This window comes from Deltaproteobacteria bacterium HGW-Deltaproteobacteria-6, assembly GCA_002840435.1.
In the GTDB taxonomy this organism is placed as follows: Bacteria; Desulfobacterota; Syntrophia; order Syntrophales; family Smithellaceae; genus UBA8904.
Genome location: PHAT01000001.1, coordinates 510,466 through 535,219 on the forward strand (window position 1 = coordinate 510,466; position 24,754 = coordinate 535,219).

Consider the following 24,754-nt stretch of genomic DNA (forward strand, 5'->3'; position numbering starts at 1 on the left):
TTTATCTCGGGTTACTGGATATTCGGTGCAGTAATAATACCGCTTCCCCGGGGATTAATGCTGCTATGGAAATACAAAGGTGCGCTGTCGGGAAAATCCAAGGCAATCTGAATTTTTATGGTTGCCAGACTGTTCAGTCCATCTGTTGTGGTCCAGGTGCAACTGGCCGTTTCGTTTTGCTTGCAATAGCTGAGGAATGTTTTCCCGTCATTGCCGGCGTTTAAGCCGGCAATCAGAACCTGTGCGCCGGATACCAGGGGAACCGTATCAGTTGCTTCCAGGGTTAAATTTGTGCCGGTTCTTTTTATCCTGTATTGACATCCCTCATCCAATAAGCAAGATGGTGAATTTCTGGGTGTGGTGAAATCAATTTGATCGGCGGAAGCAAGGGATATGTTGGTAATATTAGTTAATTCTGTATTGAGGCGTGTCATGGCCAACTGTGCTTTTTGTGAAGTCTGATTGGCATTTTGGGCAAAAAAATAACCCTGCACACCGTAAACGATCACGTTGCTTAAAACAAAAGCAACGATGCCCAGAATCATCAGCACTGCTATCAATTCGATTATGGTGAATCCCGGATTTTCTCTTAATCGTTTCACTTCACACCTAATTGGTAAATATGCTCTGTAAAATTTGTTGTCCGTCGGTCAAAGTAACAATAAGGACATTTTTCGTGACACCGGTGAGCGAAAAGGTACAGGAGGTATTGGCGGCATCAACAATACTTTTTCCATCAATCTGCAGATTATCAACATGAGATTCCTTGAAAGCGCATAAATCGACTGGGGTTTCTTCCGTGGCGCCATCCAGGGCCTGCCGGTATGCATGGGTCAGCAGTTCCATCTGCTCAATCAGTCGATGCTGTTTTTTTACGAGACCGGTGGAAATGGGGCTGTTTGTATAGGCGGTCCTCATATAAGTGATAAAAAGTGTTGCAGATATGGACACAATAATTATGATCACAATGACTTCAATGAGCGTGAATCCCATACTTCGCTTCATGGTATGTATCCCGTCAATGGCGTTATTTTTACGGCAACACTGGGAGAAGTGGCATTGAAAGGCTGGATGTTGATCTCCATGACACTCGTCAAAGGTGTTTTGGTTGTGACGTCAGTAAATGCCGAATAAGGAATCCCTCGATTGTCAAAATATATTGTGAAAGGCGACGTAATCTTTATTTTTTTCATATCAAGATTTATTCTCCTGTCGGAATCAATAAAATTATCGTCTTCCGGCAGTCGTATGGCATCTGCGATGTTTGTTCCTTTGAAGAGCCAATAACGGCTTCCATTACAGCTTATTCCACATATAACGGGAACGCCGGGAGCAGTGGGATTAGAATTCATGGCCATGGTTTGAGCATATCGCAGATGGGATTTTAAAGCATCCGCACCGGTATAGACTTCCGCATTATAATTGACGGAACGGCTGACGGCAATGGCCGACAAAATGCCGATTATTATCAGAACGGCAATAATCTCTATTATCGTAAAACCATATTTGTCTTTTAATATTTTCTGCAATCTTATACTCATTTTCATTGCACAGGCCGTTTTGATAAAATTCTGCGTGGAGTTGATTAACGTAATGCATGATAAAACGGTCGGTGTTGTTATTATCAAAGCAATAAATAATACTGGAAGAATCATCACTTCTTCTATACAGGTGTTAGCCGTAAAAAGACTGTATGTGAAGTAATCATATTCCATATACAAAATGATTATCTTTTGCGACTGGAGTATAGCTTTTTGTTTAAAAATATCAAGTGATATTTCCAGAAAGATCTTTAGGAAAAATGCAGTCAATATGATAAAATATTAAAGAAATGATCGGCAAACAAACTTTACGGACGATGATTGGCGAGGTCAGATCTTTATGAGGAATTACTTTGTGAAAAACCCGTGGCGGTCAAAAATATAATGAGCAGAGCATATCTCAAAATCATTAAAAAACAGGATGGATTCACGATCATTGAAGTTATTGCTGTTTTTGTAATCATCGGCATTCTGGCGGCTCTCTCTCTCTCAAGAATCGCATCCACACAGAGTTATACCGCTTTATCGGAAGTGGATATCCTGAAAATGCACCTTCGCTATGCGCAGCTTCGCGCTCTTAGCGATGATAAAACCTGGGGCATATCTTTTGCCGGGAATACCTATACTCTTTTGCGGGATGGAAGCGCCGCGCCATATAATTTACCGAATGAGGCTTCACCAACCCACACATTGCCCAACGAAGTAACTGTTTCCGGAGCTACCGTCACCTTTGATGAATGGGGCAGTCCGGGTGTCAGCGATATTGCGATCACCGTCTCACCAGGCGGAGGAGTGGTCACCATCATTAAGAATACAGGATTTATTCCATGAAAACGCAGGCGAAAGAAAAATCAACCGGCTTCACACTTATTGAAGTGATTATTACGCTTGTGGTTGCCGCTATTGTCGGCACAATGATGTTCACAACTCTGGGGTCATCCCTGACGAAAAGTTCGGATCCCTTCTTCCGCATGCAGACGTCTTTGGGTCTCCAGCGGGTTATGGAAAACTTCGTGACAGCTAACGAAAAATACTATGCCGGTGATCTGCCCGGGCTCCGGGCCGCAATTGCCGGGGTGTCGCCGGTACCGGTTAACGGAAATGAAGGAGCAACGCTAACCAACAGTTTTGGCACATATACCATTGTGGAAAACCGCTTTATCAAGTTTGTTTCAAACATGGAAGAAACTGCAGGCGCCAGTGATCCGCAAAATCTGCTTAAGGTGACCATTAAAAACAGCAATAACGAAACACTGACGTACATCTTTGCCGGGTAAAGGCTTGACGATGAAATACATTTTTAGAACAGAAAAAGGGTTCAGTCTGCTGGAAATGATTATTGTCATGATGATGATTGGCATTATGGCAGCTCTGGCCGCTTTGGGGTATGTTCAGGTCGTCAAAGGGATGGTCTTTACAAAAATGAATGCGGCTACCACTCAAAAAGGACAAATCGCCATAACGAAGCTGGTCAAGGAATTCGCTAATATCAGCATTAGTTCAATCAGCGCTGCCAGTGGGACATCCATCACTTTTCAAACGGTGAAGAACGGCGCATCCAGCCCCAGCACGACGGTAACGGTTTCAGGAAGTACAATCACCTTCGGCGGAGATGTTTTAACAGACCAGGTGAGCGGATTTACGCTTAATTATTATGATAATTATGATAGTACAGCTCAAACCACCTGGCAATCTTCACGGCGCATCATCGAAATCGCGATCAGGTTAACGGGGGCGGACGGCGTCGTTTCAGAATTCACGGCGCGGGTAAAACCGAGGAATTTATAGATATGAACAAGATAAGAGATGAAAAAATGCGTCAAAAAGGAGCGGTCTTGATCACGCTGATTGTAGCCATGGTGATTACAACCCTGGCCGGAAGCGCCATGCTCTATTATTCCACAACTTCCACCTATGGAGAGTTATTTACCAACCGGCAGGAGCGGGCCTATTATGTTGCAGAGTCCGGCATCAACTATGCTCTTCAAAAATACCTTGCCAATAATGCCAATCTTTATCCCGAGTCCGCGCCCTTAACAGGCATTCTAAGCAATGGTGATCAATTTAAAGCCACGAGTGCTATCGTATCCAAAGGCAGTCCGGCTGCGGACTGGCTGGTGATTAAATCGACGGGAACCGCAGGATCAGGATGGCTGACAACCCGGCAACTTGTAACTAAGGAAATGAAAAAGATATTGGCAACTCCCCCCGGATTGCCGCCCGTAACAACCGATTCCTCCGGTGTTCCCATCGGTTTCGATACGAATACCAATTCTGTACTGGATCCAACCTGGACCGAGGTTCCTAATCCGAACACTCAAGAGATTACATTAACCTCCGGAGGTGATCTTCTCTTTAAAGGGACAGAAGCAACCATTAATCTGAATCCAACGACTGTTAATCTTTGTGAAGCATGGGCAAGCAATGGCAATCTTTCCAGTTATTTTTTACAGGTGAAGCTTAAGAATTCCTCTAACCCTCAACATTTTTTAGTAGGGCTTTCTTTCCGGGTGCGGGATGCTACCCTCAGCAGTGACAGCTACGGTTTCTCTTTCTTTCGGTATGACATCTCTAATAATTGCAACCGAGATTGGTGTAAGAACACCTACGGCGTCCAGAGAAATTTAAATGCAAACAGCAAAGTTTATGCCGTCCTTTGGAAAAGAGTATCAAATCAGTACACGATCCTTGCTTATGCCGAAATGGTTTCTTCCTATGGTGTTGTAAGTAATGGTGACATATTAGATTGGTCAGCTCTGTTAATTCGGGTGAATGAAAGATCTGATGGTAAGAATTATATCAAAGCATACGTTAAGGCGCCAACCGTTCCGGCGACCGGAACAATCGATTGGAGTCTTTCCAACTTTAAACCGGTTGTATGGACCACAACTTGCACCCTGACTTCATGCACGCCAGTGACCCCGTTTACAGAGGTTGTCGACAGTACTTTTCTGTCATCCGGTTTTTGCAACGGCGCCACCCAGAATCGCCCAGAAATTGGTGTGCATGGTTTCTATGATGCGCAATGTAATAATTGCCAATTTTTTGATGATTTCGGCGTAGCAGTTATGGGAACAAGCGGCGGAAGCAGCCAATATTGATTGGTGTTATATTCTTCTATTACGTCAACCAGGAAATGACAGGCCAGTATGATGGGTAACTATCATGTCACATACTCAAAGCTTTTGGATATCAGCGAAAAGTCCGATATCATCGCGGAGGTAAAAATTATCGCATCGCTGATTGCGCCTCGCTTTGACTTCAGGCATTTCGATGCGGCGTATCAGAATGTCGAGCGGTTATTTGACGGGACGTATGAAGGCTATCGCCAATGCAATACTCAGTATCACGATTTCGGTCATACATTAATGGTTTTGCTGGCGATGGCTCGCCTGATGCACGGCGCATCTTTGCAGGAGATCCATTTTTCAGAGAAGGACATCAATCTGGGTTTAATCAGCGCCCTGATGCATGATACCGGCTATATTCAATCCGCCGATGATTTTGTGGGTACAGGCGCAAAACATACACTCATTCACATCAGACGAAGCATTCAATTTGTTCAGCATCACTATAAAGACAATGATTATTTTGCCGGGGATATGAACAATTTCCGCGATATCTTAAACTGTACGGGTGTTCAAACAATGGTTGCCGATGTATCATTCAAATCGGATAATATCGCCCTGCTGGGTAAGATGCTGGGGACAGCGGATTTACTGGGCCAAATGGCAGACCGTTTTTACCTGGAAAAGCTGGTGCTCCTCTATAATGAATTTAAAGAAGGCGGCGTGCCGGGCTTTGACAGTGAAATTGATCTTTTCCGGAAAACCGTCAGCTTTTATAAATGGATAAAGGCACGATTTGAAAGTGAGTTTGGCAACGTCAGCCGGTTTATGATTTCTCACTTCAAAGAACGCTGGAATATCGACGGTAATGTCTATGAAGAATCGATTAATAACAACATCAACTATCTTAAATTTGTTCTCAAAAGCTCTCAGAAAGACATTTATCACTCCCTGCGCCGTAATGTGATTTCCTATCAATAAAGCGATGAACCCATAAGAATAAACATTTAGACAGTTTTGTCATTCCCGCGAATAACCGGATAACCTGAAGGTTACACGAGGTCACGAGTGCGGAATCCAGTTATTTAGGTATGTTGCGGATTCCCGCGGTTACGGGAATGGCGGGTAGCGGCCTATTCGCCTGGCATCATAATTGACTTTTCTTATTGATATGTTATGAGTAAAAATCCCCAAAGGGGAAAGGTTTATCGTAAAAGGAGGTTCGTGTGAATATTACGGTTAAAAAAGGAAATATTGCCGATTCAAAAACGCAGGCCATCATATTGGCTCTTTGTGAAGATGAAAAGAAGTTATCCGGTGATGCTGCACATATCGATCAAAAGAGCGGGGGAATGCTTAGCGATATTTTGAAGAGCGGTGATTTCAGCGCCAAAACGTCTCAAATATCAGTTATTTATACCAGAAACTCAATCTCGGCCAAAAGAATCGCTCTGGTCGGTCTTGGCAGGAAGAGTGAATTAACCCTGGAAAAAATTCGCAATGCTTTTGCCAGGGTTATGCAGAATCTGCGGGGGTTGAATGTTAAAGAAGCCGCGACGGTTATGGATTGGAATCTTCTGCACGGACATAAAGAAAAAATTATTGCCGCGGTGGCGGAAGGGGCCATTCTGGGTCAGTATCAATACACGCCATATAAGACTGTCGGCCGTGATGAACTCAAAGATATGCGGTTGCTGGAAATTGTGGCGGCATCGAGGGATTATTCAGTGGTCCTGGATGAAGTCAAAAAAACGAACATCATTACCAATGCGGTTTATTTCGCCCGTGATCTCATTTCGGCGCCGGCCAATGAGATGACGCCTTCGATTATGGCTGAACATGCCATGAAAATTGCAAAAAGAAAAAATGTCTCATGCCGTGTGCTGGATAAAGGGAAAATGAAAGTATTGGGGATGAATGCTCTGCTGGGTGTGGCGGCAGGCAGCCACCAACCGCCAAAACTCATCATATTGGAATACACCGGCGGAAAAAAAGGCGATGCGCCGATTGTTCTTGTCGGTAAAGGTCTGACTTTCGACAGCGGCGGTATTTCCATAAAGCCTGCGGAAAAAATGGATGAAATGAAAACAGACATGTCCGGCGGCGCAGCGGTTATGGCAACAATCATGGCAGTGGCCGATCTCAAATTACCAATCAACATTGTAGGCATTGTGCCGGCAACGGAAAACATGTCCGGCGGCGGCGCCTTGAAACCGGGAGATATCTTAAGATCGTACTCCGGTCAGACAATTGAAGTTTTAAACACGGACGCCGAGGGACGTTTGATTCTGGCAGATGCCCTGTTCTATGCATCCAAGTATAAACCGGCGGCTATTATTGACATTGCTACCCTGACCGGCGGATGTGTTGTGGCGCTGGGTGAAGATGTGATCGGTATGCTCGGAACTGATGATCAGATCAAAAAAGAACTCAATCAGGCGGCGAAGATGACCGGTGAACTGGTCTGGGAACTGCCCCTCTGGGACAGCTATTCCGAATTGATTAATAGCGATATCGCCGATTATAAAAACAGCGCCGGGCGTCTGGCAAGCCCGATCACGGCAGCGGCATTCCTTAGCAAATTTGTCGGAGGCTGTCCCTGGGTGCATCTGGATATAGCGGGGCCTGCCTGGACAAGCAAGGATAAAGCCTATATTCCCAAAGGCGCGTCGGGCGTGACAGTCCGACTGCTTTGTGAATATTTGCAGAATATTGTAAAAAAATAGCTATGAATTCTCTTCTGGAAATTAAGAATTTAAAGACGGTATTTTCAACGGGCAGAGGCATCATCAAGGCTGTTGACGGTGTTTCGCTGACTTTGAATGCCGGTGAAACGCTGGGTATTGTGGGAGAATCCGGATGCGGCAAAACCATGCTGGCGCTTTCCCTGATGAGGTTGATTCCGGTCAACGGCAAAATAGCCGGAGGCCATGTGTTTTTCGATGGTCAGGACTTGTTGTTATTATCCGAAGAGGCAATGCGGGACAAACGGGGCAGGGACATTGCCATGATCTTTCAGGAACCGATGACATCACTCAATCCTGTCTTGCGCGTAGGCGAACAGATTGCGGAGGCGATCCGTCTGCACCAGCATGTTTCGAATGCGGAAGCGCTTGCCCTGAGCGAAAAGCTCTTGGGGGAAGTCGGCATTTCCGAACCCGAAAGAAGGGTAAAAGATTATCCTCATCAACTCAGCGGGGGCATGCGTCAACGTGTCATGATTGCCATGGCCATGTCGTGTCACCCCAAATTACTGCTGGCGGATGAACCGACAACGGCTCTGGATGTGACCATCCAGGCCCAGATTCTGAATTTGATTTCCGATCTGAAGGAGAAGAATAATATGGCTGTTGTTCTGATCACGCACGATCTGGGGATAGTCGCCGAAGCGGCGCAAAAGGTGGCGGTCATGTATGCAGGCAGGATTGTGGAGACTGCGGATGTTGAAAGATTATTTGCGCGTCCGCTTCATCCTTACACACGCGGGTTGATGGAGTCACGCCCCTCCGCATGTTCAGCTACGGAGACTTCAGGCGAAGCCTATTTAAAGACTATACCGGGAACTGTTCCCAGTTTATATGATCTTCCTCCCGGCTGCCATTTTTCCCCACGCTGCAACCTGGTTGAGGACGTATGCCGCGTTTCTGAGCCGGAGTTGCTGGAAATTGAAGAAGGTCATTTTGCCTCCTGCTTCATTGCTCAAAGAATCATAAAATAAGGAGTCCCATTATTCGCATGGCGTCTGTCTTGATAGATATTCAAAAACTTGAAAAAAAATTTATCCTGGGCGGCGGATTTCTGCAAAGCAGCCCCAGGATTATCCGGGCGGTGGACGGTGTCGATCTGAAAATCTTTGAGGGAGAAACGCTGGGACTCGTCGGAGAGTCCGGATGCGGCAAATCAACGCTGGCGCGTTTGTTAATAAGACTGGAAGAGCCGGATGCCGGCGGCGCATACTTTAAAGATCAGAATATCTTTGCGCTTTCTTCAAAAGATTTAAAAGCCTACCGTCGCCGCGTACAAATGATTTTTCAGGATCCGTATTCTTCGCTCAACCCCAGAAAGTCGGCAATCAGTATCATTCAGGAACCGCTAACGATTCATCGGATTGCCGACCGTGAGCAAAACAGGGAGACAGCCCGCAAACTAATGACCAAAGTCGGTCTGAACGAGGAGCAGGCCAAACGTTATCCGCATGAATTCAGTGGCGGGCAAAGGCAGCGTATCGGCATTGCTCGATCTCTGGCGCTTCAGCCTGCGCTGGTTATTGCCGATGAACCAGTATCCGCACTTGATGCATCTATTCAGGCACAAATATTAAATCTGCTCAAAGATTTGAAAGAAGATTTCGGATTGACCTACTTGTTTATTTCCCATGATCTCAATGTCATTCGCCATGTCTCTGATCGGATTGCGGTGATGTATATGGGACGCATTGCCGAGCTGGCGAACACAAAGGATCTTTATGAAGCACCACTTCATCCTTATACGCGAATGCTGCTGGCGGCCATGCCATCCTGTGATCCGCAAAAGAAAAAAAGGGAAATGATGATTCGCGGAGAAGCGGGGGAGGCGGATGGCAAGGGGTGTAATTTCAAAAATCGTTGCGCCTATAAAATAGCTGTTTGTGAAGACGTGACACCGCAACTTCAGCCGAATCGTGAAAGCTTGTGTGCGTGTCATCGTGCAGGGGAAATTTAACAGTCATGAGTCAGGAAGAAAAAGTATTCTGGAAAAACGGCAAACTTACCGGTGAAGGATTATGGCGTAAGCAAACGGGTTCTGCCGGCGTGGTGATTTGTCATCCGCATCCCCTGATGGGCGGGTCCATGCACAACAATGTTGTGGAGGCAGTCCGGGATGCATTTTCGTCCGGCAACTATTCCACATTGCGATTTAACTTCCGAGGTGTTGGAGGGAGCACCGGCCGTTATGATGACGGCAGGGGAGAACAAGAGGATATTTTATCGGCCTGTGAATTTTTGAAAAATCAAGGCATCGAAAAAATAATTCTGGCCGGCTATTCTTTCGGGGCATGGGTTTGCTGCCGTCTGTTAAAAGATAAAACCCCTGATATTTCTTCGGTCATCCTGATATCTCCTCCGCAAAAATATTTTGAATTTGACTGGCGTGATCTGGATAATACCGTGGAATTAATTATATCGGGAGACAGTGATCAATTCTGTGACCTGAAAGAATTAACGATCAGCGCTGCAAATATTCATGCCGGATTAGCAATTCTGGAGAACACCGATCACTTTTATGCCGGTAAAGAAGAACAATTGGCTGAACATTTGAAACGATATATTTATGAAAAAAAAGCTTGATTTTATTAAAAATGGTGTTATTCTTCGAGCCAATGTGAGAACGAAAAGGCACAGGGCAATAGTATAGATGGTTTTTGTTAGGAAATTAGTAGTGCAGAAATTGTTTTACACAAAGAGTTATTAACCGCAGAGAATTCTTAAATCAAGAAAAAGAATTCGTGCGGTTTTTTAGTTTCTGAGGGGCTCTAACCTGAAGAAACAAATTTTTGAAAGGGGGACTTTTAGCATTGGCAGAAGGAAAAGTGAAGTGGTTTAACGAGAAGAAGGGGTTTGGTTTTATTGAAAACGATGAGGGCGGAGATGTATTTGTTCATTATAGTGCCATTTCCGGAACCGGATTTAAGACTCTTTATGAGGGTCAGAGAATTCGTTTCGACGTTGAACAGGGTAACAAAGGACCCAGCGCAACAAATGTTCAACCACTATAATCATTCCTATTAATTAACATTAAGCAAAATGCCCCGTTTCACGGGGCATTTTTTTTACGTATCATGAAACGGTCCACCGCCGGCGGACGCAGGTCGCTGTGTTTGATGAAGTCGTGATTTCCATTCCGCGCGGGAGGATTTGAGACGCAATAGTCATGAAAAAAAATCTGATTGTCATACTGGGGCCGACTGCATCCGGAAAAACATCGCTTGCGGTCAGACTGGCTGCGGATCTCAAAGGCGAAGTTATTTCGGCGGATTCGCGTCAGGTTTATCGGGGAATGGATATCGGGACGGGAAAAGATCTATCCGAATTTCAGATTAATGGCGGAGTCATTCCTTATCATTTAATTGACATTCTTGAGCCGGAGATGGAGTTCAATGTATTTGAGTTTCAGAAACAATTTTATGACATCTTCAATACCCTGCAGATGAAAGACATTCTGCCTGTCCTGGTCGGAGGTACCGGTCTCTATCTGGAATCCGTCTTGACTGATTATGCAATGCCTCAAGCACAGCAGGATGATTGTTTAAGAGAAGAGCTTGCCGACAAATCAGTAGGTGAGCTTCAAAACATGCTTCTGGCTATGAAACCTGATTTGCATAACAGAACGGATCTGGAAGACAGGGATCGTCTCATTCGAAAAATTGAAATTGAAAAAGCCAGAAATAATTCGTCAGGTAAAAAACGGCAAATACCCGTTATTCATGCGGGAATATTCGGAATCCACTGGGAGAGGGATGTGCTCCGCCGGAGAATTGCGGAAAGGCTCAGACAAAGGATGGATGAGGGAATGATTGAAGAGGTGTCCCGATTGCATGAACAGGGACTGTCCTGGGAGCGGCTGGACAGCTTCGGCCTGGAGTACCGCTATATCGCAAGGTATCTGAAAGATGAAATAGCCAAGGATGAGATGATTGCTAAACTTCGGATCGCTATCGGGCAGTTCGCTAAAAGACAAATGACGTGGTTTCGGCGTATGGAAAAAAAAGGTGTGCCCATTGAGTGGATTCCAGCAAATGACTATCCTGCCCTTCATCGCCGTGTCATGGAAATACTGTCATGAAAAAAGCTTCCTTACTGAACGATTATCTGAACCGATATGCCACGGGATTTCCATGGAAACTGATGGCCGGGAATCTCGACAACATCGAACAGGTTGTTGTTATTCCTGCTTATGCGGAAAGAGACCTGATTTTTGCCACATTGGCTTCTATCGCCGCCAACGACGATGCTGCTCTGGAAAAAACCCTGATCCTGTGTGTCATTAACAATAAGGCAGCCGCGGCAGACGCCGATAAAGAAAATAATACGCAGACCATCGCAGGGCTTACCGCCTTAATGAATAAACATCCGTTTGAACCGCTCATGCTTGCCGATGATTTCCGCACGTTATTACAAATGATAGCAGACCGGCCGTTAAGACTGGGTTTCATGGATGCTTCTTCCCCCGGTTTGGAAATCCCTTCTCATGTCGGCGGCGTGGGGATGGCCCGTAAAATCGGTATGGATATGGCTTTGCGTCTGCTTATGAGTCCCGGCGGCGGACCGCGCTTGATTTTGAGTCTGGATGCAGACACACTTGTAAAGTCTGACTATCTATCGTCGGTTCGAAATATTTTTGCCACCTGCAAGGCTCAAACAGGCATTGTTGCCTATGCGCATCAAATGCCTGCCGACAAAATGGGACAGATGGCGATTTGTTGCTATGAAATCTTCCTGCGTTACTGGGTATTAGGCCTGCACTATGCCGGATCACCCTATGCCTTTCATTCAATAGGTTCAACGATTGTGACAACGGCCGATAGTTATCTTGCTGTGCGGGGAATGAATCGCCGTGAAGCGGGAGAGGATTTTTATTTTTTAAATAAACTGGCCAAAATAGGTCCGATCCGTCAAATCGGGGAAACAGTGGTTTATCCATCCGCGCGTGTCTCGCAACGGGTTCCCTTTGGCACGGGAGCGGCAGTTGGAAAAACTGTTTCCGGCGAAGAACAAGAACACCGTCTTTATGATCCGAGGATATTCATTGTTCTGAAAGAATGGATCGATTTGATGGGAAAATCTTTTAACAGTCCAACGGATCAGATTATTAAACGCGCGCGGGATATCGATCAGGGATTGGAATCTTTTTTAATTGCCCGCGGTTTCCTGTCGGTCTGGCCGAAGATACGCGGAAACTTAAAGGATAAAAAAACCTATGAAAGGCAGTTTCACAACTGGTTTGATGGTTTTGAAACATTAAAGATGATCAACTATCTGACAAAAGAATATTATCCACGTATCGGCCTGTTGCCGGCAGTAAAGAAAATTCTGGAACTGCATAACAAAGGGTGTCCCGCCGATACGTTTGATGGTAACATTTCAGATCAGGAAAATCTCATGCGGGTTCTGCTTTATCTCAGAGAGCGTAAGGAAATCTGAACCTGCTGGAAAAAAAGGATAATCTTCTTGACTAGCCGGGATGATTTCGCATATAGCTCAAATCTCAGTTTATGGCGGTTGACGATATCGGGAGGACATTCATGATTGAAAATATTTTCAGAAATGGTTTGACTGTTTTAATGGTCATGATGATAGCTGTAACATTTGGCTGTGGCAAAAAAGAAGAACCCGCTCCTGTGTCTCCGGATCAAAACGCAAATAAAGCGCAGCCTGCACCGCCTGTCAGTCAGGATAATGCATTGATAACACCGTCCATGATAACTCCGCAGCAAGTTGATCCCAAGGATATCGCCGTCAGTGTTGACGGCGTCATGTTAAAAAAGGATGTCCTGGCCAGAAGCGTCAAGGCAAAATTGAATCTCTATAAAGATAAAATTCCCGCTGACAAGCAGAAAGAAGCTCAGGAGGGGATTAAAAAGCAGATGGTAGAAGAGTTTGTCATACGAACACTCTTAACCAACGAAGCCAACAGTAAAAAAATTACAGCATCGGATAAGGAGATTCAGTCGGCCTTAAATCAGATCAAGGCGAATCTTCCACCCGATAAAAAAATCGAAGATTTTCTCAAAGAGAACCATTATTCCCGTGAAGACATTGCCTTGGAGATAAAAATCAGAAAGCTGATTGAAATGGAAGCCGGCAGGAAGGCAAAACCGACAGAAAAAGAAATCAATAAATTCTACAAGGATAATAAGGGGAAATTTACGACGCAGGATACGGTTCACGCACGTCATATATTGATTACAATTGACGCTAAAGATGACGAAAAAATAAAATCTGAAAAAAAAGCAAAGATAGAAAATTTGCGTAAGCAGATTGTGGAAGGCGCGGATTTTGCCGAAATCGCTAAAAACAACTCCGATTGTCCCAGTAAAGAAAATGGCGGCGATCTGGGCGAAATTAAAAAAGGTCAGACAGTCAAACCCTTTGAAGATGCCGCTTTTTCGCAGGAGAAAGATGCGATTGGTCCCGTCGTGACCACGGAATTCGGCCATCACATCATTCAGGTTCTGGGGCGTAATCCGGGAAAGACCGTCAAATTGGATGAAGTTAGGCCTAGTATAGCTCAATTTCTTGAACAGCAAAAGCAGGCGCAGGCATTTTCTCAGATGACGGCCAGGTTGAAGAAAAACGCGGTTATCATTTATTACGAGAAATAATGAGAACTAGGAAAGCAGGTCAGATTCGCGAAGGTTTCTGGCTTTTGGGCACCGAAGAATCCTGCGTCTATTTACTGGCGGGAAAAAAATCATCCGCTCTGATCAGCGCCGGATTGAGCTATATTCTGCCGGATGTATTTCGCCAGATCACGTCTTTCGGTATTGCCGAGAAAAGAATAGAACATCTAATCATACTGCACGCTCATTTCGATCATGTCGGTGTAGTCCCTTTTCTTAAAAGAAAATACCCGGATTTAAAAATTTATGCTTCGTCACGGGGATGGGAAGTTCTGGAGAAACCGAAAGCGATTTCGGTGATCAATGAATTTACGCTCAAAGTCTGTCGCAGGGTGCGTGGCAATGCAGACATTCTGTCAACATTTGACTGGCAATGGCGCGAAGATGTGAGCGGAGAAAAATTGAAACAAAACAGTTGTATTGATCTGGGTGGCAGACAACTTGAAATTCATGAGACGCCGGGGCACTCTTCCTGTTCGATTTCCGTCTATGTCCCTGAATTAAGATCTTTATTGCCGTCAGACGCCGTGGCTATCCCGTATCGGGACGAGTATGTCATTGCCGCCGGATCAAGCTTCGAGGCCTATCAAAAAAGTCTTGATGAACTGGCCGGACTTGATGTGGAAATCTTGTGCGCGGATCACTATGGATACATTACCGGAGCAGAAGCGGCACAGTATATCGGGCAAAGTAAGACAGGCGCATATCAAATGTTTGATAAGTTACGTTTGACGCTCAGCACCGAGGGCAGCGTCGAAAGAGCGGCAGCCCTGTTGGTTGATCGTCATTTTAAGCAAAGACCGGATTACTTTGTTCATCCGGATATTCTTCTTGGAACTTATACGCAAATGTTAAAACAGTTTGCCCGTTCTCAAGAGGAGTAATTTTATTTAAAACTGTGTTCAGCGTCCGGGAAAGCGCTTGTTTTCACATCCTGGATGTAGTGCTTGACGGCGTTTTTTATTTCAAGATTTAAATTAACATATTTTTTGACAAACTTCGGCGTCATCCTGTCATACATTCCGAGCATGTCATTGACCACCAGCACCTGTCCGTCACAGTGAACACCGGCACCTATGCCGATAGTAGGAATGGACAGAGCGGCCGTGATTTCCGCCGCCAGTTTTTCCGGTACGCATTCCAATACCACTGAAAATGCGCCTGCTTCTTCCAGAATTATTGCGTCCTGCAGGATTGCATCAGCCGCATCTTCCTTTTTGCCCTGGACTTTATAACCACCCAACTGGTGGACGGATTGCGGTGTTAGCCCCAAATGGGCCATGACGGGAATCCCGGCATAGGTCATTTTGTGGACAATTTCAGCGTGCTCCCGGCCGCCTTCCAGTTTGACCGCTTGAGCATCGGCTTCTTTTAAGAAGCGTCCGGCATTGGCCAGCGCCGTCGCTGGAGATACCTGATATGATAAAAATGGCATATCCGCGACAATCATGGCTTTGCGTGAACCCCTGGCGACCGCCTGTGTATGATGCAGCATATCTTCCATGGTTACGGGAAGCGTTGAGTCGTAACCCAGCACTACCATACCCAGAGAATCACCCACCAGGATGATGTCAATGTCACTTTCATCCAGAATGGCAGCCATCCCGTAATCATAGGCTGTCAGCATCGTTATTTTTTCTCTCTGTGCTTTCATTTTTTTGATATCAAGAATAGTTTTGCGGTTGATCTTAGTTTGTGTGCTCATTATTTGCTCCTTTCAACAGCTTTATCATTATTTTTGCCTGACGCGGACTCAATGTTCCTTTTTGACGTGCGAGTTCGACCGCAACCATTCCCAGATTGGAGTACAATGATGAGAAGCCGGGAAGATTACGGGCCATAGCTTCGATATGTTTTTGAACGGTTCCTGAATCGCCGCGGGCAATCGGCCCGGTAAGCGCATTTGAACAACCTTGTTTTTCAATATTTTTTAAACTGCCGTAAACCAGCGGCAGGTAGGCTCTGCGGGCATCTTTTTCAGAAATACCTATGGATAAGTAAATGGATTCAACGATGCTCATTAATGAAACCAGATAATTCGATGCAATGCAGGCCGCTGCGTGATAAAGAGGTTTTTGTTCAGGTGTTATATAGATGGGAATCCCCCCGAGGTCGCGGACAATATCCGACGAATTTTTTTTTACGCCGGCAGCTGCCGTTACACCGAAATAGCTGCCGGGAATATTTGAGATTGCACTATCGATGGAAGAAAAACTTTGCAGCGGATGAATGCTGGCAACCAGTGCCCCGGCCCTTGCGGCGGGTGCAAGAAGGTCAAGTCCCCCCGCACCGCTCAGATGAAAAATCTTTTTACTCTTCACGGAGTAACCATCGACAATTTCCGCACAGACAGACGCGATAAGATCATCGGGGGTTGTAATCAGAATGCAATCGGCCAGACCCGCAGCCTGGGACGGGTATCGGCAGCAAACAGCACCTGTTATGTAGGATTGTGCTCTTTTTAAATGAGCAGAGGAGGGATCGGCAATAGCCTTAATAGCGTGGCCGGCTTTTTTTAAAAGAAATCCGATGGCCGTTCCGACCATTCCGGTTCCGATAATGGCAAACTCAAAAGATTGTTCTTTTCTCATCATTTCTCTCCAATGATAAAAAAAAAGGTCTCCCGCAGCGTAAGGAAGACCCGAATTCGACAGTTTTTGTTGGCTCCCGTCTCAGTCTGTAACAAGTGATCCAAGCGGTTGATTATTTTCTAACATACCGCACCGGTGCAGTCAAATGATATTTCTGCAAATCTTATCAACAAAGAACCTTGTTTTTGCACGGTCTCTCGGCTATACAAAGTAAAGGAAAATAATATGACAAAAGTGGATCTAATGATATTTGATTTTGACGGTACGATCGCGGATACGGGTGCAGACCTTGTGTCATCCATTAATCACACCCTGACGTCCATGCGGCTTGAGCCGAAACCAGCCGAAGAAATCATCAGTTTTGTGGGCGACGGTATGAAAATGTTGATTGAAAGATCGCTCGGAGAAAAAGCAACGGATCGCCTGGAAGAGGCGATGAACATTTTCAGCGGTTATTACGAAAAGCATATGATGGACAAGACTGTTCTTTGCCCGCAGATAGAAAATGTCTTGAAATATTTTAGCCATAAAATGAAGGTGATCCTGACCAATAAACGCCGCCATTTAACCATAGCCCTTGCCCGGGGACTTCATATTGATCGTTATTTCATGGAGATTGTGGGCGCCGATTCCACACCATTTCAGAAACCGGATAAGCGCGTGGTAGAATATCTCCTCGAAAAATATAACGTAGCACCACGGAAAGCCCTGATTATCGGGGATGGGGCCAATGATATCGCGGTGGCTAAAAATGCGGGGATATTATCCTGTGCCTATTTAAACGGGCTGGGGAACAGACAGAAACTTCTTACAATGGAAGCCGATTTTTATTGTGAGAGGCTCATGGAAATCAATTCTTTGTTTCAATAATGATTGAAAAAATTGAACAAACCATAAATAAATATCGACTGCTGGAAAATGGCGACCGCGTCGTTGTCGCCTTATCCGGAGGCGCCGATTCCTGCGCGCTGTTATTCAGCTTACTCGCTATTTCTGAAACATGTTGTCTGAAAATAATTGTCGCTCATTTCAATCATGGGTTGCGGCATGACCAATCGAATGAAGATGAGGTATTTTGTAAGAATCTGGCGCGCAGATCCGGCCTGCTCTTTGTGTCGGAAAAAATGCGCCAGCCTGCTATTCCCAGAGGCCTGTCACCTGAAGATTATTTTCGTCAGGAAAGGTATCACTTTTTGGATAAAGTTGCCGCGGACAACGGGGCGAATAAAATTGCCCTTGGTCATCATCTGGAAGATCAGGCGGAGACAGTATTGCTCAACTTTCTGCGCGGCAGTGGATTAGACGGACTCAAAGGTATGCTCCCGATGAGGGAAAACAGGTACATTCGTCCGCTGATGGAAGTATCGCGACAGGAAATTATCAATTTCCTGAAAGTTGCCGGGATTGCATATCGCGAGGACAGTTCCAATAACAGCGCTGTTTATTTGCGAAACCGTATCCGCGGAGAGCTGATACCCTTTCTTAAAGAAAGATATAATCCACAAATTGAACGCAATCTGGTGAGAATGGCGGAGATTATTCGCCGGGATGATGATTTCATGTGCGGCTACGTCAACGCAATCCTGGCATCGTCTTCTATTCAAAAAAAGAAGGATGAAATGTCATTTTCGGCACAATATTTCAGAACGCTCCATGTATCTTTGGGTTACAGACTCATCAAAGCTCTCCTGGAATATCTGGCACCTGCGGGCAAAGGTTTTTCATCTTCTCATATTCAATCGCTTGTCGATCTGGCCGCAGGCAGTTCGGCGGGAAAGTCAGTTTCATTGCCCTATGGTCTTCATGCTCTAAAAGAATATGACCGTATCTTCATCAGGTCCAGCAGGATCGAAAAAGTACGGGATTACGCATATCCCTTAACAATACCGGCGACAGTTGATTTAAAAGAAAGAGGTATTATCTTATCCCTGAAATGGGGGGCTGCTGATGAAATTGATTTTAATAGCAGTCAGAAAACGTATCTCGATGGGGATAAGATTAAAGAACCACTGATTATTCGAAATCGCAGACGCGGTGACTGGTTCGAACCTCTGGGAACAAAAGGAACTCAAAAAATAAAAAAACTGCTCATTGACCGGAAAATACCGAGATCTGAACGTGACAGGATTGCGCTGATTGCTGATCAGGAATCAGTGATCTGGATTGAAAACATGCACTTGAATGAAAGAATTAAAGTATCATCTGAAACAAAAAAAATTTTAATTCTCGAAATTCGATCCTCCTCATGAAGGAGTAAGCCTGTATAAGAAAATATTTGAGTTAAATTGGATATTATTATAAAGATCAGGAAACATACTTAATTTTAAGGAGAAAGATATTGAATCAGTTTCAAAAAAATATAGCACTTGTGCTGACGGTGCTTCTGGTTTTTTTGCTCGTCTGGCAGTTGTTTAATCAGCAGAAGTCGAGCGCCAAAGACATTAATTACACCGAAATGTTATCCCACCTGAATAATGGCGAGATCATGGAAGTAACCATACAGGGGGATGCCATAACAGGTAAACTGGCTACTGGAAATACTTTTAAAGCATATGCTCCTAAAGATGATGAACTGATTGGCATGTTCAGGGCAAAAAACGTTAAAATTACAGCAAAACCGCTGGAAGAAAATCCCTGGTATATGATTTTCATTTCATGGTTTCCCATGCTTCTACTCATCGGGGTGTGGATATTCTTTATGCGTCAGATGCAGTCGGGCGGCGGTAAAGCGATGTCTTTCGGCAAGAGCAGAGCACGCCTGATTACCGATAAATCCAAGAAGGTAACGTTTGCCGATGTGGCAGGTATCAATGAAGCAAAAGCTGAACTCGAAGAAGTGATCGACTTTTTAAAAGATCCCAAAAAATACACCAAACTCGGTGGCCGTATTCCCAAGGGATTATTGCTGGTGGGACCTCCCGGAACAGGTAAAACGCTTCTGGCACGCGCGATTGCCGGCGAGGCTGATGTTCCTTTTCTGAGTATCAGCGGTTCTGATTTTGTGGAAATGTTCGTCGGAGTCGGCGCGTCCCGCGTGCGGGATTTGTTCAGTCAGGCCAAAAAGAACGCACCCTGCATTATCTTTATCGATGAAATTGACGCCGTCGGGCGTCACCGCGGCGCGGGTTTAGGCGGCGGCCATGATGAAAGAGAACAAACCCTTAATCAATTGCTGGTGGAAATGGATGGATTTGAGTCCAATGAAGGCGTGATTCTGGTTTCCGCAACCAACCGTCCGGATGTTCTGGATCCGGCGCTTTTGCGGCCGGGACGTTTTGATCGTCAGGTGGTTGTCCCTCTACCGGATGTGAAAGGCCGGGAGAAAATATTTGAAGTGCACGCGCGCAAGGCGCCTGTTGCGGAAGATGTCGATTTTGCCATTCTGGCGCGGGGAACACCCGGCACGTCAGGCGCCGATATTGAGAATCTCGTCAATGAGGCGGTTTTAAATGCCGCCAGATTGAATAAAGACAAAGTCAACATGGTCGACTTTGAATTCGCGAAAGATAAGGTCCTGATGGGTGCCGAAAGAAGGACCATGGTTATCAGTGACATGGAGAAACGCAACACGGCCTACCATGAAGCCGGTCACACCCTAGTTGCCCGTTTGATTCCAGGAACAGATCCGATCCACAAGGTGACGATCATTCCGCGAGGCAGAGCCCTGGGATTGACGCAGCAATTGCCGATTGATGAGAAACACACCTATCCCAGTCAATACCTGGAAAATAATATTGCCATATTGCTGGGCGGCCGCGCCGCTGAAGAGATTGTACTGAAAGATTACACCACAGGTGCCGGCAACGATATCGAAAGAGCCACCAATCTTGCACGGAAAATGGTGTGTGAATGGGGGATGAGCCCGATCATGGGACCGCTGAGCTATGGCAAGAAGGAAGAGCAAATCTTTTTAGGTCGTGAATTTGCCACACACAAGGATTACAGCGAGGATACAGCAAAGCATATCGATGAGGAAGTTGTATCCATTGTGAAGCGCAACTACGATAAAGCATTGTCGCTTTTGAACGAGCATATTGAAATTCTGCACAAAATATCCAGCGAGCTTCTGGAAAAAGAGGTTCTCAATAGCACGGAAATCGATGAAATCATCGGCAGCGCACTGCCTGCTCAACCAGTCGAAACGAATCAATAGATGAGGGTCTGTCTATCCGGATTCTAATATAAACTTCGATGACCGGCAAAGAATGTTCTTACCGCACATTATTTGCCGGTCATTTATAATGCAAACGGTTTTACTTTTTTCATCATCGATCTTTTAAGGTTTCTCTTTTGAAGATAGTTAAAATTAATAATTCTAATGAAGCTGTTGAAATATTCCGGAAAATCGGCGTAGACCCCTATGGAATCAGCGCGATGGCGCCCAAAACCCAACATGTTAATATCCTCTTGAAAGCGCAATCCTGCAAAGTAGCCAATATTCTGAAGCAGGAAATGCTGGCGCTGAACGGTGATGCCGCAGTCGCGCGTGGCAGTGTTGCCTGTTCAATTGACACAACAGATGTGCTGCTCATGGGAACTCTCAAACAGGTGAGTGCCCTGAGTAAAAAAATAGAAAAGCAGCCTTTCGGATTGGATGCCATCGCAAAGGATATTCTGAATCTTCTGGGAAATATTGAACAAGATCGATATATTTTAAAAACATCGCGACGAAAAATAGTTTTGGGCGAGAAAACATTGATCATGGGAATATTAAATATCACCCCGGATTCTTTTTCCGACGGCAACATTTACTTAGATCCACAAAAGGCCATTGGGCGCGCTCTGCAAATGGCGGATGAAGGCGCTGATATTATCGATATTGGTGGAGAATCTACAAGACCTGGATCAAAATCAGTCACTTTGCGCCAGGAGATTACCAGAGTTGTTCCCATTATTGAATTTTTATCACGGAAACTGAAGATTCCCATTTCAGTGGATACGACAAAGTCGCAAGTAGCGCAAAAAGCATTGGAAGCCGGAGCAGAAATCATTAATGATATCAGTTCGCTCGGCGATAATAAAATGGCCTCCGTCATCCGGAAGGCCTCTGCTGCATTGATCTTGATGCATATGAGGGGCACACCTGCAAACATGCAAACCGGAAATCTGGTCTATGAAGATTTAATGCATGAAATTAATTGTTTTCTGGAAGATAGATGCCGCAAAGCCGTTGCGGCGGGGATTGGCAGAAACCAGCTGGTGGTTGATCCGGGAATCGGATTTGGAAAAACTTACGAGGATAACTGCCGGATAATAAAAAGTTTAAGCGAACTGAAAATATTGGGTCTGCCATTGTTGATCGGACCATCACGCAAAGCTTTTATCGGCAAGATCACAGGTGGTGCGCCTGCAGAAAGAACCGATGGGACAGCCGCTGCCGTTTCAGCGGCTATTATGAACGGCTGCAATATTGTCCGGGTTCATGATGTGGCTGTTATAAAAAAAGTTGCCGCAATGACGGATGCAATCGTTCAAGCTTAGAGAGAACCTATGATATACGGAATCGGCATCGATTTGGTGGAAAACGACCGCATAAAAAGAATTATTCAAAAATGGGGCAATAAATTTTTATCACGGGTCTTTTCCGACAGGGAAATAGCTTATTGCGAACGTCATACCCAGGCGTCCATTCATTATGGAGCACGTTTTGCCGTAAAAGAATCATTTCTGAAAGCCATTGGTACAGGCCTCGGACGTGGCGTGAAATTGATGGAAATAGAGGTCGTCAATGAAGAGAGCGGAAAGCCGGAAATAAATTTGTCCGGTGGTGCACGGGAATATTTTGTAAAAGCCGGGATCGAAAAAATACATCTGAGTATTACCCATACAAATAAATATGCATCCGCGATGGTTTTACTGGAAAAATAATGATTTCATGATAAATATACAGATAATTTTATGAAAGAAAATACCGCTCTTGTTGAAATAGAATCCGAAAGCTCCAGGCAGACATATGCAATTGGTTTTGCCGTAGGGGCAAAGGCCGGGGAAGGGGATATCTTTGCATTATCGGGTGAACTGGGTGCGGGAAAGACATGCTTTACAGGCGGATTGGCCCGTGGCCTGGGTGTAAGCGAAGATTATACTATTACCAGTCCGACCTTTACCCTGATTAATGAGTATCCGGGGCGATGCAGGCTTTACCATTTTGATGTTTATCGATTGAATCAGATTGGCGAACTGGATGATCTGGGTTATGATGAATATGTATCGGGAAAAGGCGTAGTTGCTATTGAATGGGCGGAAAAAATTGCCGATGCTTTACCGACTGGTGCTATAGTAATTAACTTTACTTACATTGATGAAAACAAAAGAGTTATAAGTATCAGCGGACCTCAAAAAAGAGTTAGGGAAATAGTAAAAGATATCAAGACGGAGGTTTAAATATGGGGTTGATTGTTCAAAAATTTGGTGGGACATCGGTAGCAAATATTGAGAAGATAAAAAATGTGGCGGCCAAGGCTATTCGAGAAAAGAACGCCGGCCATGATGTTGTGGTTGTGCTCTCCGCGATGGCGGGAGAAACCAACAGACTGATCGATCTGGCGCATAGTGCGACTGATTCTCCGGATGAAAGAGAGTACGACTCCTTGATCTCAACAGGGGAGCAAGTAACGATCACCTTGCTGGCTATCGTACTGAATTCGATGGGATATCGTTCTCGATCCTTTCTCGGATTTCAGGTTAAAATATTAACGGATAATTCCTATAAAAAGGCAAGGATATCGCTGATCGATACGGATGTTATCGAGAATGAAATAAAGAAAGGCACCATTGTTGTCGTGGCTGGTTTTCAGGGAGTTGATGAGGATAATAACATTACAACACTGGGCCGTGGCGGTTCAGATACGAGCGCGGTGGCTCTGGCTGCGGCGCTTAAAGCGGAACGATGTGATATTTTCACGGATGTCGACGGTGTTTACACAACCGACCCCAACATCTGCGCAAAAGCCAGAAGGCTGGATAAAATATCCTACGATGAAATGCTGGAAATGGCCATGACAGGAGCGAAGGTTTTGCAGCCCCGATCTGTAGAAATGGCTAAAAAATATGATGTGCCCGTTTATGTAAAATCAACCTTTTCTGACGAAGGCGGAACACTTGTAACCAAGGAGGATAAAGAAATGGAGAAAGAAGTACTGTCAGGGATCACATACGACCGTGATCAGGCAAAAATAACTGTAATTCATATTCCGGATAAACCGGGGATAGCTGCAAATTTATTTACGGCTTTATCCGAACGAAATATCAGTGTCGATATGATTATTCAAAACGCCAGTGCTGAAGGCTTTACCGATATCACATTCACCGTGTCGAAAAAGGAAATGAAAGAAGCGCAGAAGATTGTTGAAGCAACAGCTAAAGACATTGGCGCTAAAAGTGTGACAGTGGACGATGACGTTGCAAAGATATCAATCATCGGTGTAGGTATGGTGAGTCATTCCGGTGTCGCGGCTAAAATGTTTAAGACCATGTCGGATGAAGCCATCAATATCATGATGATCAGTACATCGGAAATAAAAATATCCTGCATCATCCAGAGGAAATATACGGAATTGGCCGTTATGGCGCTTCATGATGCGTTTAATCTGGAAAAGAAAAAGTAAGAATGATGATGTTTGCGCATCAGGTAAAGGGAATAATCGCGGTATCTCTTGTTTTAGCGTTTATTCCCTTTATTAATTTTTTAACGCAAAATCAGCTGGACTTAGAAAGTCCGGCGCTATCCACCTCCGATTGCAAAAGTCTTACGATTGAAATCGCCGCCGAAAATGGAGAGTCCGGCATCTTTTTTGTTAAACCGGAAACTTCAGTCAATCAAATGTTTTCACAACTTGGAATTAAAAGAATCATCGCCGAAGACATTAAACTGAAAAACGGAATGAAAGTACGCCTTCTGAATGAAGAAGATCATCGGGGCATGGTCATTGAGAGACTAGAAGCAGCTAAAAGACTGGCATTGAGAATGCCTCTGGATATTAATTCGGCAGACATTGATGAATTAATATTGGTTCCCGGTGTTGGAGAAGCATTATCTGCAAACATCATAACATGGCGGGAGAAAATCGGACGGTTTGAAAAGTTAGAACAACTGATGGATATAAATGGGATCAAGGAAAAGAAATTTTTAAAATTGAAGCAATATTTCTATATTGATGCGCTGTCCCCATAGAA

General features: G+C 45.0%; 27 protein-coding genes. 22 read left to right on the forward strand and 5 right to left on the reverse strand.

Translation table 11 applies throughout. The annotated features are described in order from the left end of the window. Window positions 1–11 precede the first annotated feature (11 nt). From CVU71_02280 to CVU71_02290, 3 genes are read right to left on the reverse strand one after another with little or no spacing between them, the layout of a single operon-like run. Window positions 12–614 carry a hypothetical protein gene (locus CVU71_02280; protein ID PKN20633.1) on the reverse strand — a complete coding sequence of 201 codons (603 nt, stop codon included), beginning with the start codon at window positions 612–614 and terminating at the stop codon, window positions 12–14. Beyond that, entirely contained in the window at window positions 610–1,005 is a 396-nt protein-coding gene (locus CVU71_02285) for a hypothetical protein (protein PKN20634.1), read from the reverse strand. Before CVU71_02285 ends, CVU71_02280 begins: the two co-directional genes overlap by 5 nt. Further along, entirely contained in the window at window positions 1,002–1,715 is a 714-nt protein-coding gene (locus tag CVU71_02290) for a hypothetical protein (protein ID PKN20635.1), read from the reverse strand. Before CVU71_02290 ends, CVU71_02285 begins: the two co-directional genes overlap by 4 nt. Window positions 1,716–1,862: 147 nt before the next feature. Here CVU71_02290 and CVU71_02295 point away from each other — a divergent pair, with 147 nt between their 5' ends. The 14 genes from CVU71_02295 (at window position 1,863) to CVU71_02360 (ending at window position 14,872) form a co-directional block, all read left to right on the forward strand. After that, the gene (locus CVU71_02295) at window positions 1,863–2,372 is read left to right on the forward strand and encodes a type II secretion system protein (protein PKN20636.1); all 510 of its coding nucleotides are present in this window, start codon (window positions 1,863–1,865) and stop codon (window positions 2,370–2,372) included. Next, window positions 2,369–2,818, forward strand: a complete 450-nt coding sequence (locus CVU71_02300; GenBank protein ID PKN20637.1) for a hypothetical protein — start codon at window positions 2,369–2,371, stop codon at window positions 2,816–2,818. The genes CVU71_02295 and CVU71_02300 overlap by 4 nt, the downstream gene beginning before the upstream one ends. Before the next feature lie 10 nt (window positions 2,819–2,828). Next, entirely contained in the window at window positions 2,829–3,329 is a 501-nt protein-coding gene (locus tag CVU71_02305) for a hypothetical protein (protein ID PKN20638.1), read from the forward strand. A gap of 2 nt (window positions 3,330–3,331) precedes the next feature. Then, window positions 3,332–4,642, forward strand: a complete 1,311-nt coding sequence (locus tag CVU71_02310) for a hypothetical protein (protein ID PKN20639.1) — start codon at window positions 3,332–3,334, stop codon at window positions 4,640–4,642. Between the two features lie 48 nt (window positions 4,643–4,690). After that, the gene (locus tag CVU71_02315; GenBank protein ID PKN20640.1) at window positions 4,691–5,590 is read left to right on the forward strand and encodes a hypothetical protein; all 900 of its coding nucleotides are present in this window, start codon (window positions 4,691–4,693) and stop codon (window positions 5,588–5,590) included. Between the two features lie 245 nt (window positions 5,591–5,835). Continuing rightward, complete coding sequence (locus CVU71_02320; protein PKN20641.1) at window positions 5,836–7,335, forward strand: leucyl aminopeptidase; 1,500 nt, start codon at window positions 5,836–5,838, stop codon at window positions 7,333–7,335. Between the two features lie 2 nt (window positions 7,336–7,337). Further along, entirely contained in the window at window positions 7,338–8,327 is a 990-nt protein-coding gene (locus CVU71_02325; GenBank protein PKN20642.1) for a peptide ABC transporter ATP-binding protein, read from the forward strand. 17 nt (window positions 8,328–8,344) lie between these two features. Further along, on the forward strand, window positions 8,345–9,310 hold the full coding sequence (locus CVU71_02330; GenBank protein ID PKN20643.1) for a hypothetical protein: 966 nt from the start codon (window positions 8,345–8,347) through the stop codon (window positions 9,308–9,310). A gap of 5 nt (window positions 9,311–9,315) precedes the next feature. After that, complete coding sequence (locus CVU71_02335) at window positions 9,316–9,936, forward strand: alpha/beta hydrolase (GenBank protein PKN20644.1); 621 nt, start codon at window positions 9,316–9,318, stop codon at window positions 9,934–9,936. 227 nt (window positions 9,937–10,163) lie between these two features. Continuing rightward, entirely contained in the window at window positions 10,164–10,364 is a 201-nt protein-coding gene (locus tag CVU71_02340; protein ID PKN20645.1) for a cold-shock protein, read from the forward strand. A 155-nt stretch (window positions 10,365–10,519) separates the two neighbouring features. Then, window positions 10,520–11,431: a tRNA (adenosine(37)-N6)-dimethylallyltransferase MiaA gene (locus CVU71_02345; protein ID PKN20646.1), complete on the forward strand. Its 912-nt coding sequence runs from the start codon at window positions 10,520–10,522 to the stop codon at window positions 11,429–11,431. Continuing rightward, window positions 11,428–12,789: a hypothetical protein gene (locus CVU71_02350; GenBank protein ID PKN20647.1), complete on the forward strand. Its 1,362-nt coding sequence runs from the start codon at window positions 11,428–11,430 to the stop codon at window positions 12,787–12,789. The genes CVU71_02345 and CVU71_02350 overlap by 4 nt, the downstream gene beginning before the upstream one ends. Window positions 12,790–12,860: 71 nt before the next feature. Next, window positions 12,861–13,970 carry a hypothetical protein gene (locus tag CVU71_02355; protein ID PKN20648.1) on the forward strand — a complete coding sequence of 370 codons (1,110 nt, stop codon included), beginning with the start codon at window positions 12,861–12,863 and terminating at the stop codon, window positions 13,968–13,970. Continuing rightward, entirely contained in the window at window positions 13,970–14,872 is a 903-nt protein-coding gene (locus tag CVU71_02360) for a hypothetical protein (GenBank protein ID PKN20649.1), read from the forward strand. Before CVU71_02355 ends, CVU71_02360 begins: the two co-directional genes overlap by 1 nt. Window positions 14,873–14,874: 2 nt before the next feature. Here the strand turns inward: CVU71_02360 and panB are convergent, their stop codons facing one another. Next, complete coding sequence (panB, locus tag CVU71_02365; protein ID PKN20650.1) at window positions 14,875–15,693, reverse strand: 3-methyl-2-oxobutanoate hydroxymethyltransferase; 819 nt, start codon at window positions 15,691–15,693, stop codon at window positions 14,875–14,877. After that, window positions 15,677–16,582: a DUF2520 domain-containing protein gene (locus CVU71_02370; GenBank protein ID PKN20651.1), complete on the reverse strand. Its 906-nt coding sequence runs from the start codon at window positions 16,580–16,582 to the stop codon at window positions 15,677–15,679. The genes panB and CVU71_02370 overlap by 17 nt, the downstream gene beginning before the upstream one ends. A gap of 222 nt (window positions 16,583–16,804) precedes the next feature. Here CVU71_02370 and CVU71_02375 point away from each other — a divergent pair, with 222 nt between their 5' ends. The 8 genes from CVU71_02375 to CVU71_02410 all read left to right on the forward strand — a co-directional run bounded on the left by CVU71_02375 (window position 16,805) and on the right by CVU71_02410 (window position 24,752). Then, window positions 16,805–17,449, forward strand: a complete 645-nt coding sequence (locus CVU71_02375) for a hypothetical protein (GenBank protein PKN20652.1) — start codon at window positions 16,805–16,807, stop codon at window positions 17,447–17,449. Continuing rightward, entirely contained in the window at window positions 17,449–18,828 is a 1,380-nt protein-coding gene (tilS, locus tag CVU71_02380) for a tRNA lysidine(34) synthetase TilS (protein ID PKN20653.1), read from the forward strand. The genes CVU71_02375 and tilS overlap by 1 nt, the downstream gene beginning before the upstream one ends. Window positions 18,829–18,917: 89 nt before the next feature. Then, the gene (locus CVU71_02385) at window positions 18,918–20,732 is read left to right on the forward strand and encodes a cell division protein FtsH (GenBank protein ID PKN20654.1); all 1,815 of its coding nucleotides are present in this window, start codon (window positions 18,918–18,920) and stop codon (window positions 20,730–20,732) included. A gap of 137 nt (window positions 20,733–20,869) precedes the next feature. Next, a complete protein-coding gene (gene folP / locus CVU71_02390) occupies window positions 20,870–22,060 on the forward strand; it encodes a dihydropteroate synthase (GenBank protein PKN20655.1) in 1,191 nt (396 codons plus the stop codon). A gap of 9 nt (window positions 22,061–22,069) precedes the next feature. Continuing rightward, the gene (acpS, locus tag CVU71_02395) at window positions 22,070–22,447 is read left to right on the forward strand and encodes a 4'-phosphopantetheinyl transferase (protein PKN20656.1); all 378 of its coding nucleotides are present in this window, start codon (window positions 22,070–22,072) and stop codon (window positions 22,445–22,447) included. A 30-nt stretch (window positions 22,448–22,477) separates the two neighbouring features. Further along, a complete protein-coding gene (locus CVU71_02400) occupies window positions 22,478–22,963 on the forward strand; it encodes a tRNA (adenosine(37)-N6)-threonylcarbamoyltransferase complex ATPase subunit type 1 TsaE (GenBank protein PKN20657.1) in 486 nt (161 codons plus the stop codon). Between the two features lie 2 nt (window positions 22,964–22,965). Then, window positions 22,966–24,186, forward strand: coding sequence for an aspartate kinase (locus tag CVU71_02405; protein ID PKN20658.1), 1,221 nt, complete (start codon window positions 22,966–22,968; stop codon window positions 24,184–24,186). A gap of 2 nt (window positions 24,187–24,188) precedes the next feature. Next, window positions 24,189–24,752, forward strand: coding sequence for a hypothetical protein (locus CVU71_02410; GenBank protein PKN20659.1), 564 nt, complete (start codon window positions 24,189–24,191; stop codon window positions 24,750–24,752). The last annotated feature ends 2 nt before the right edge of the window (window positions 24,753–24,754 follow it).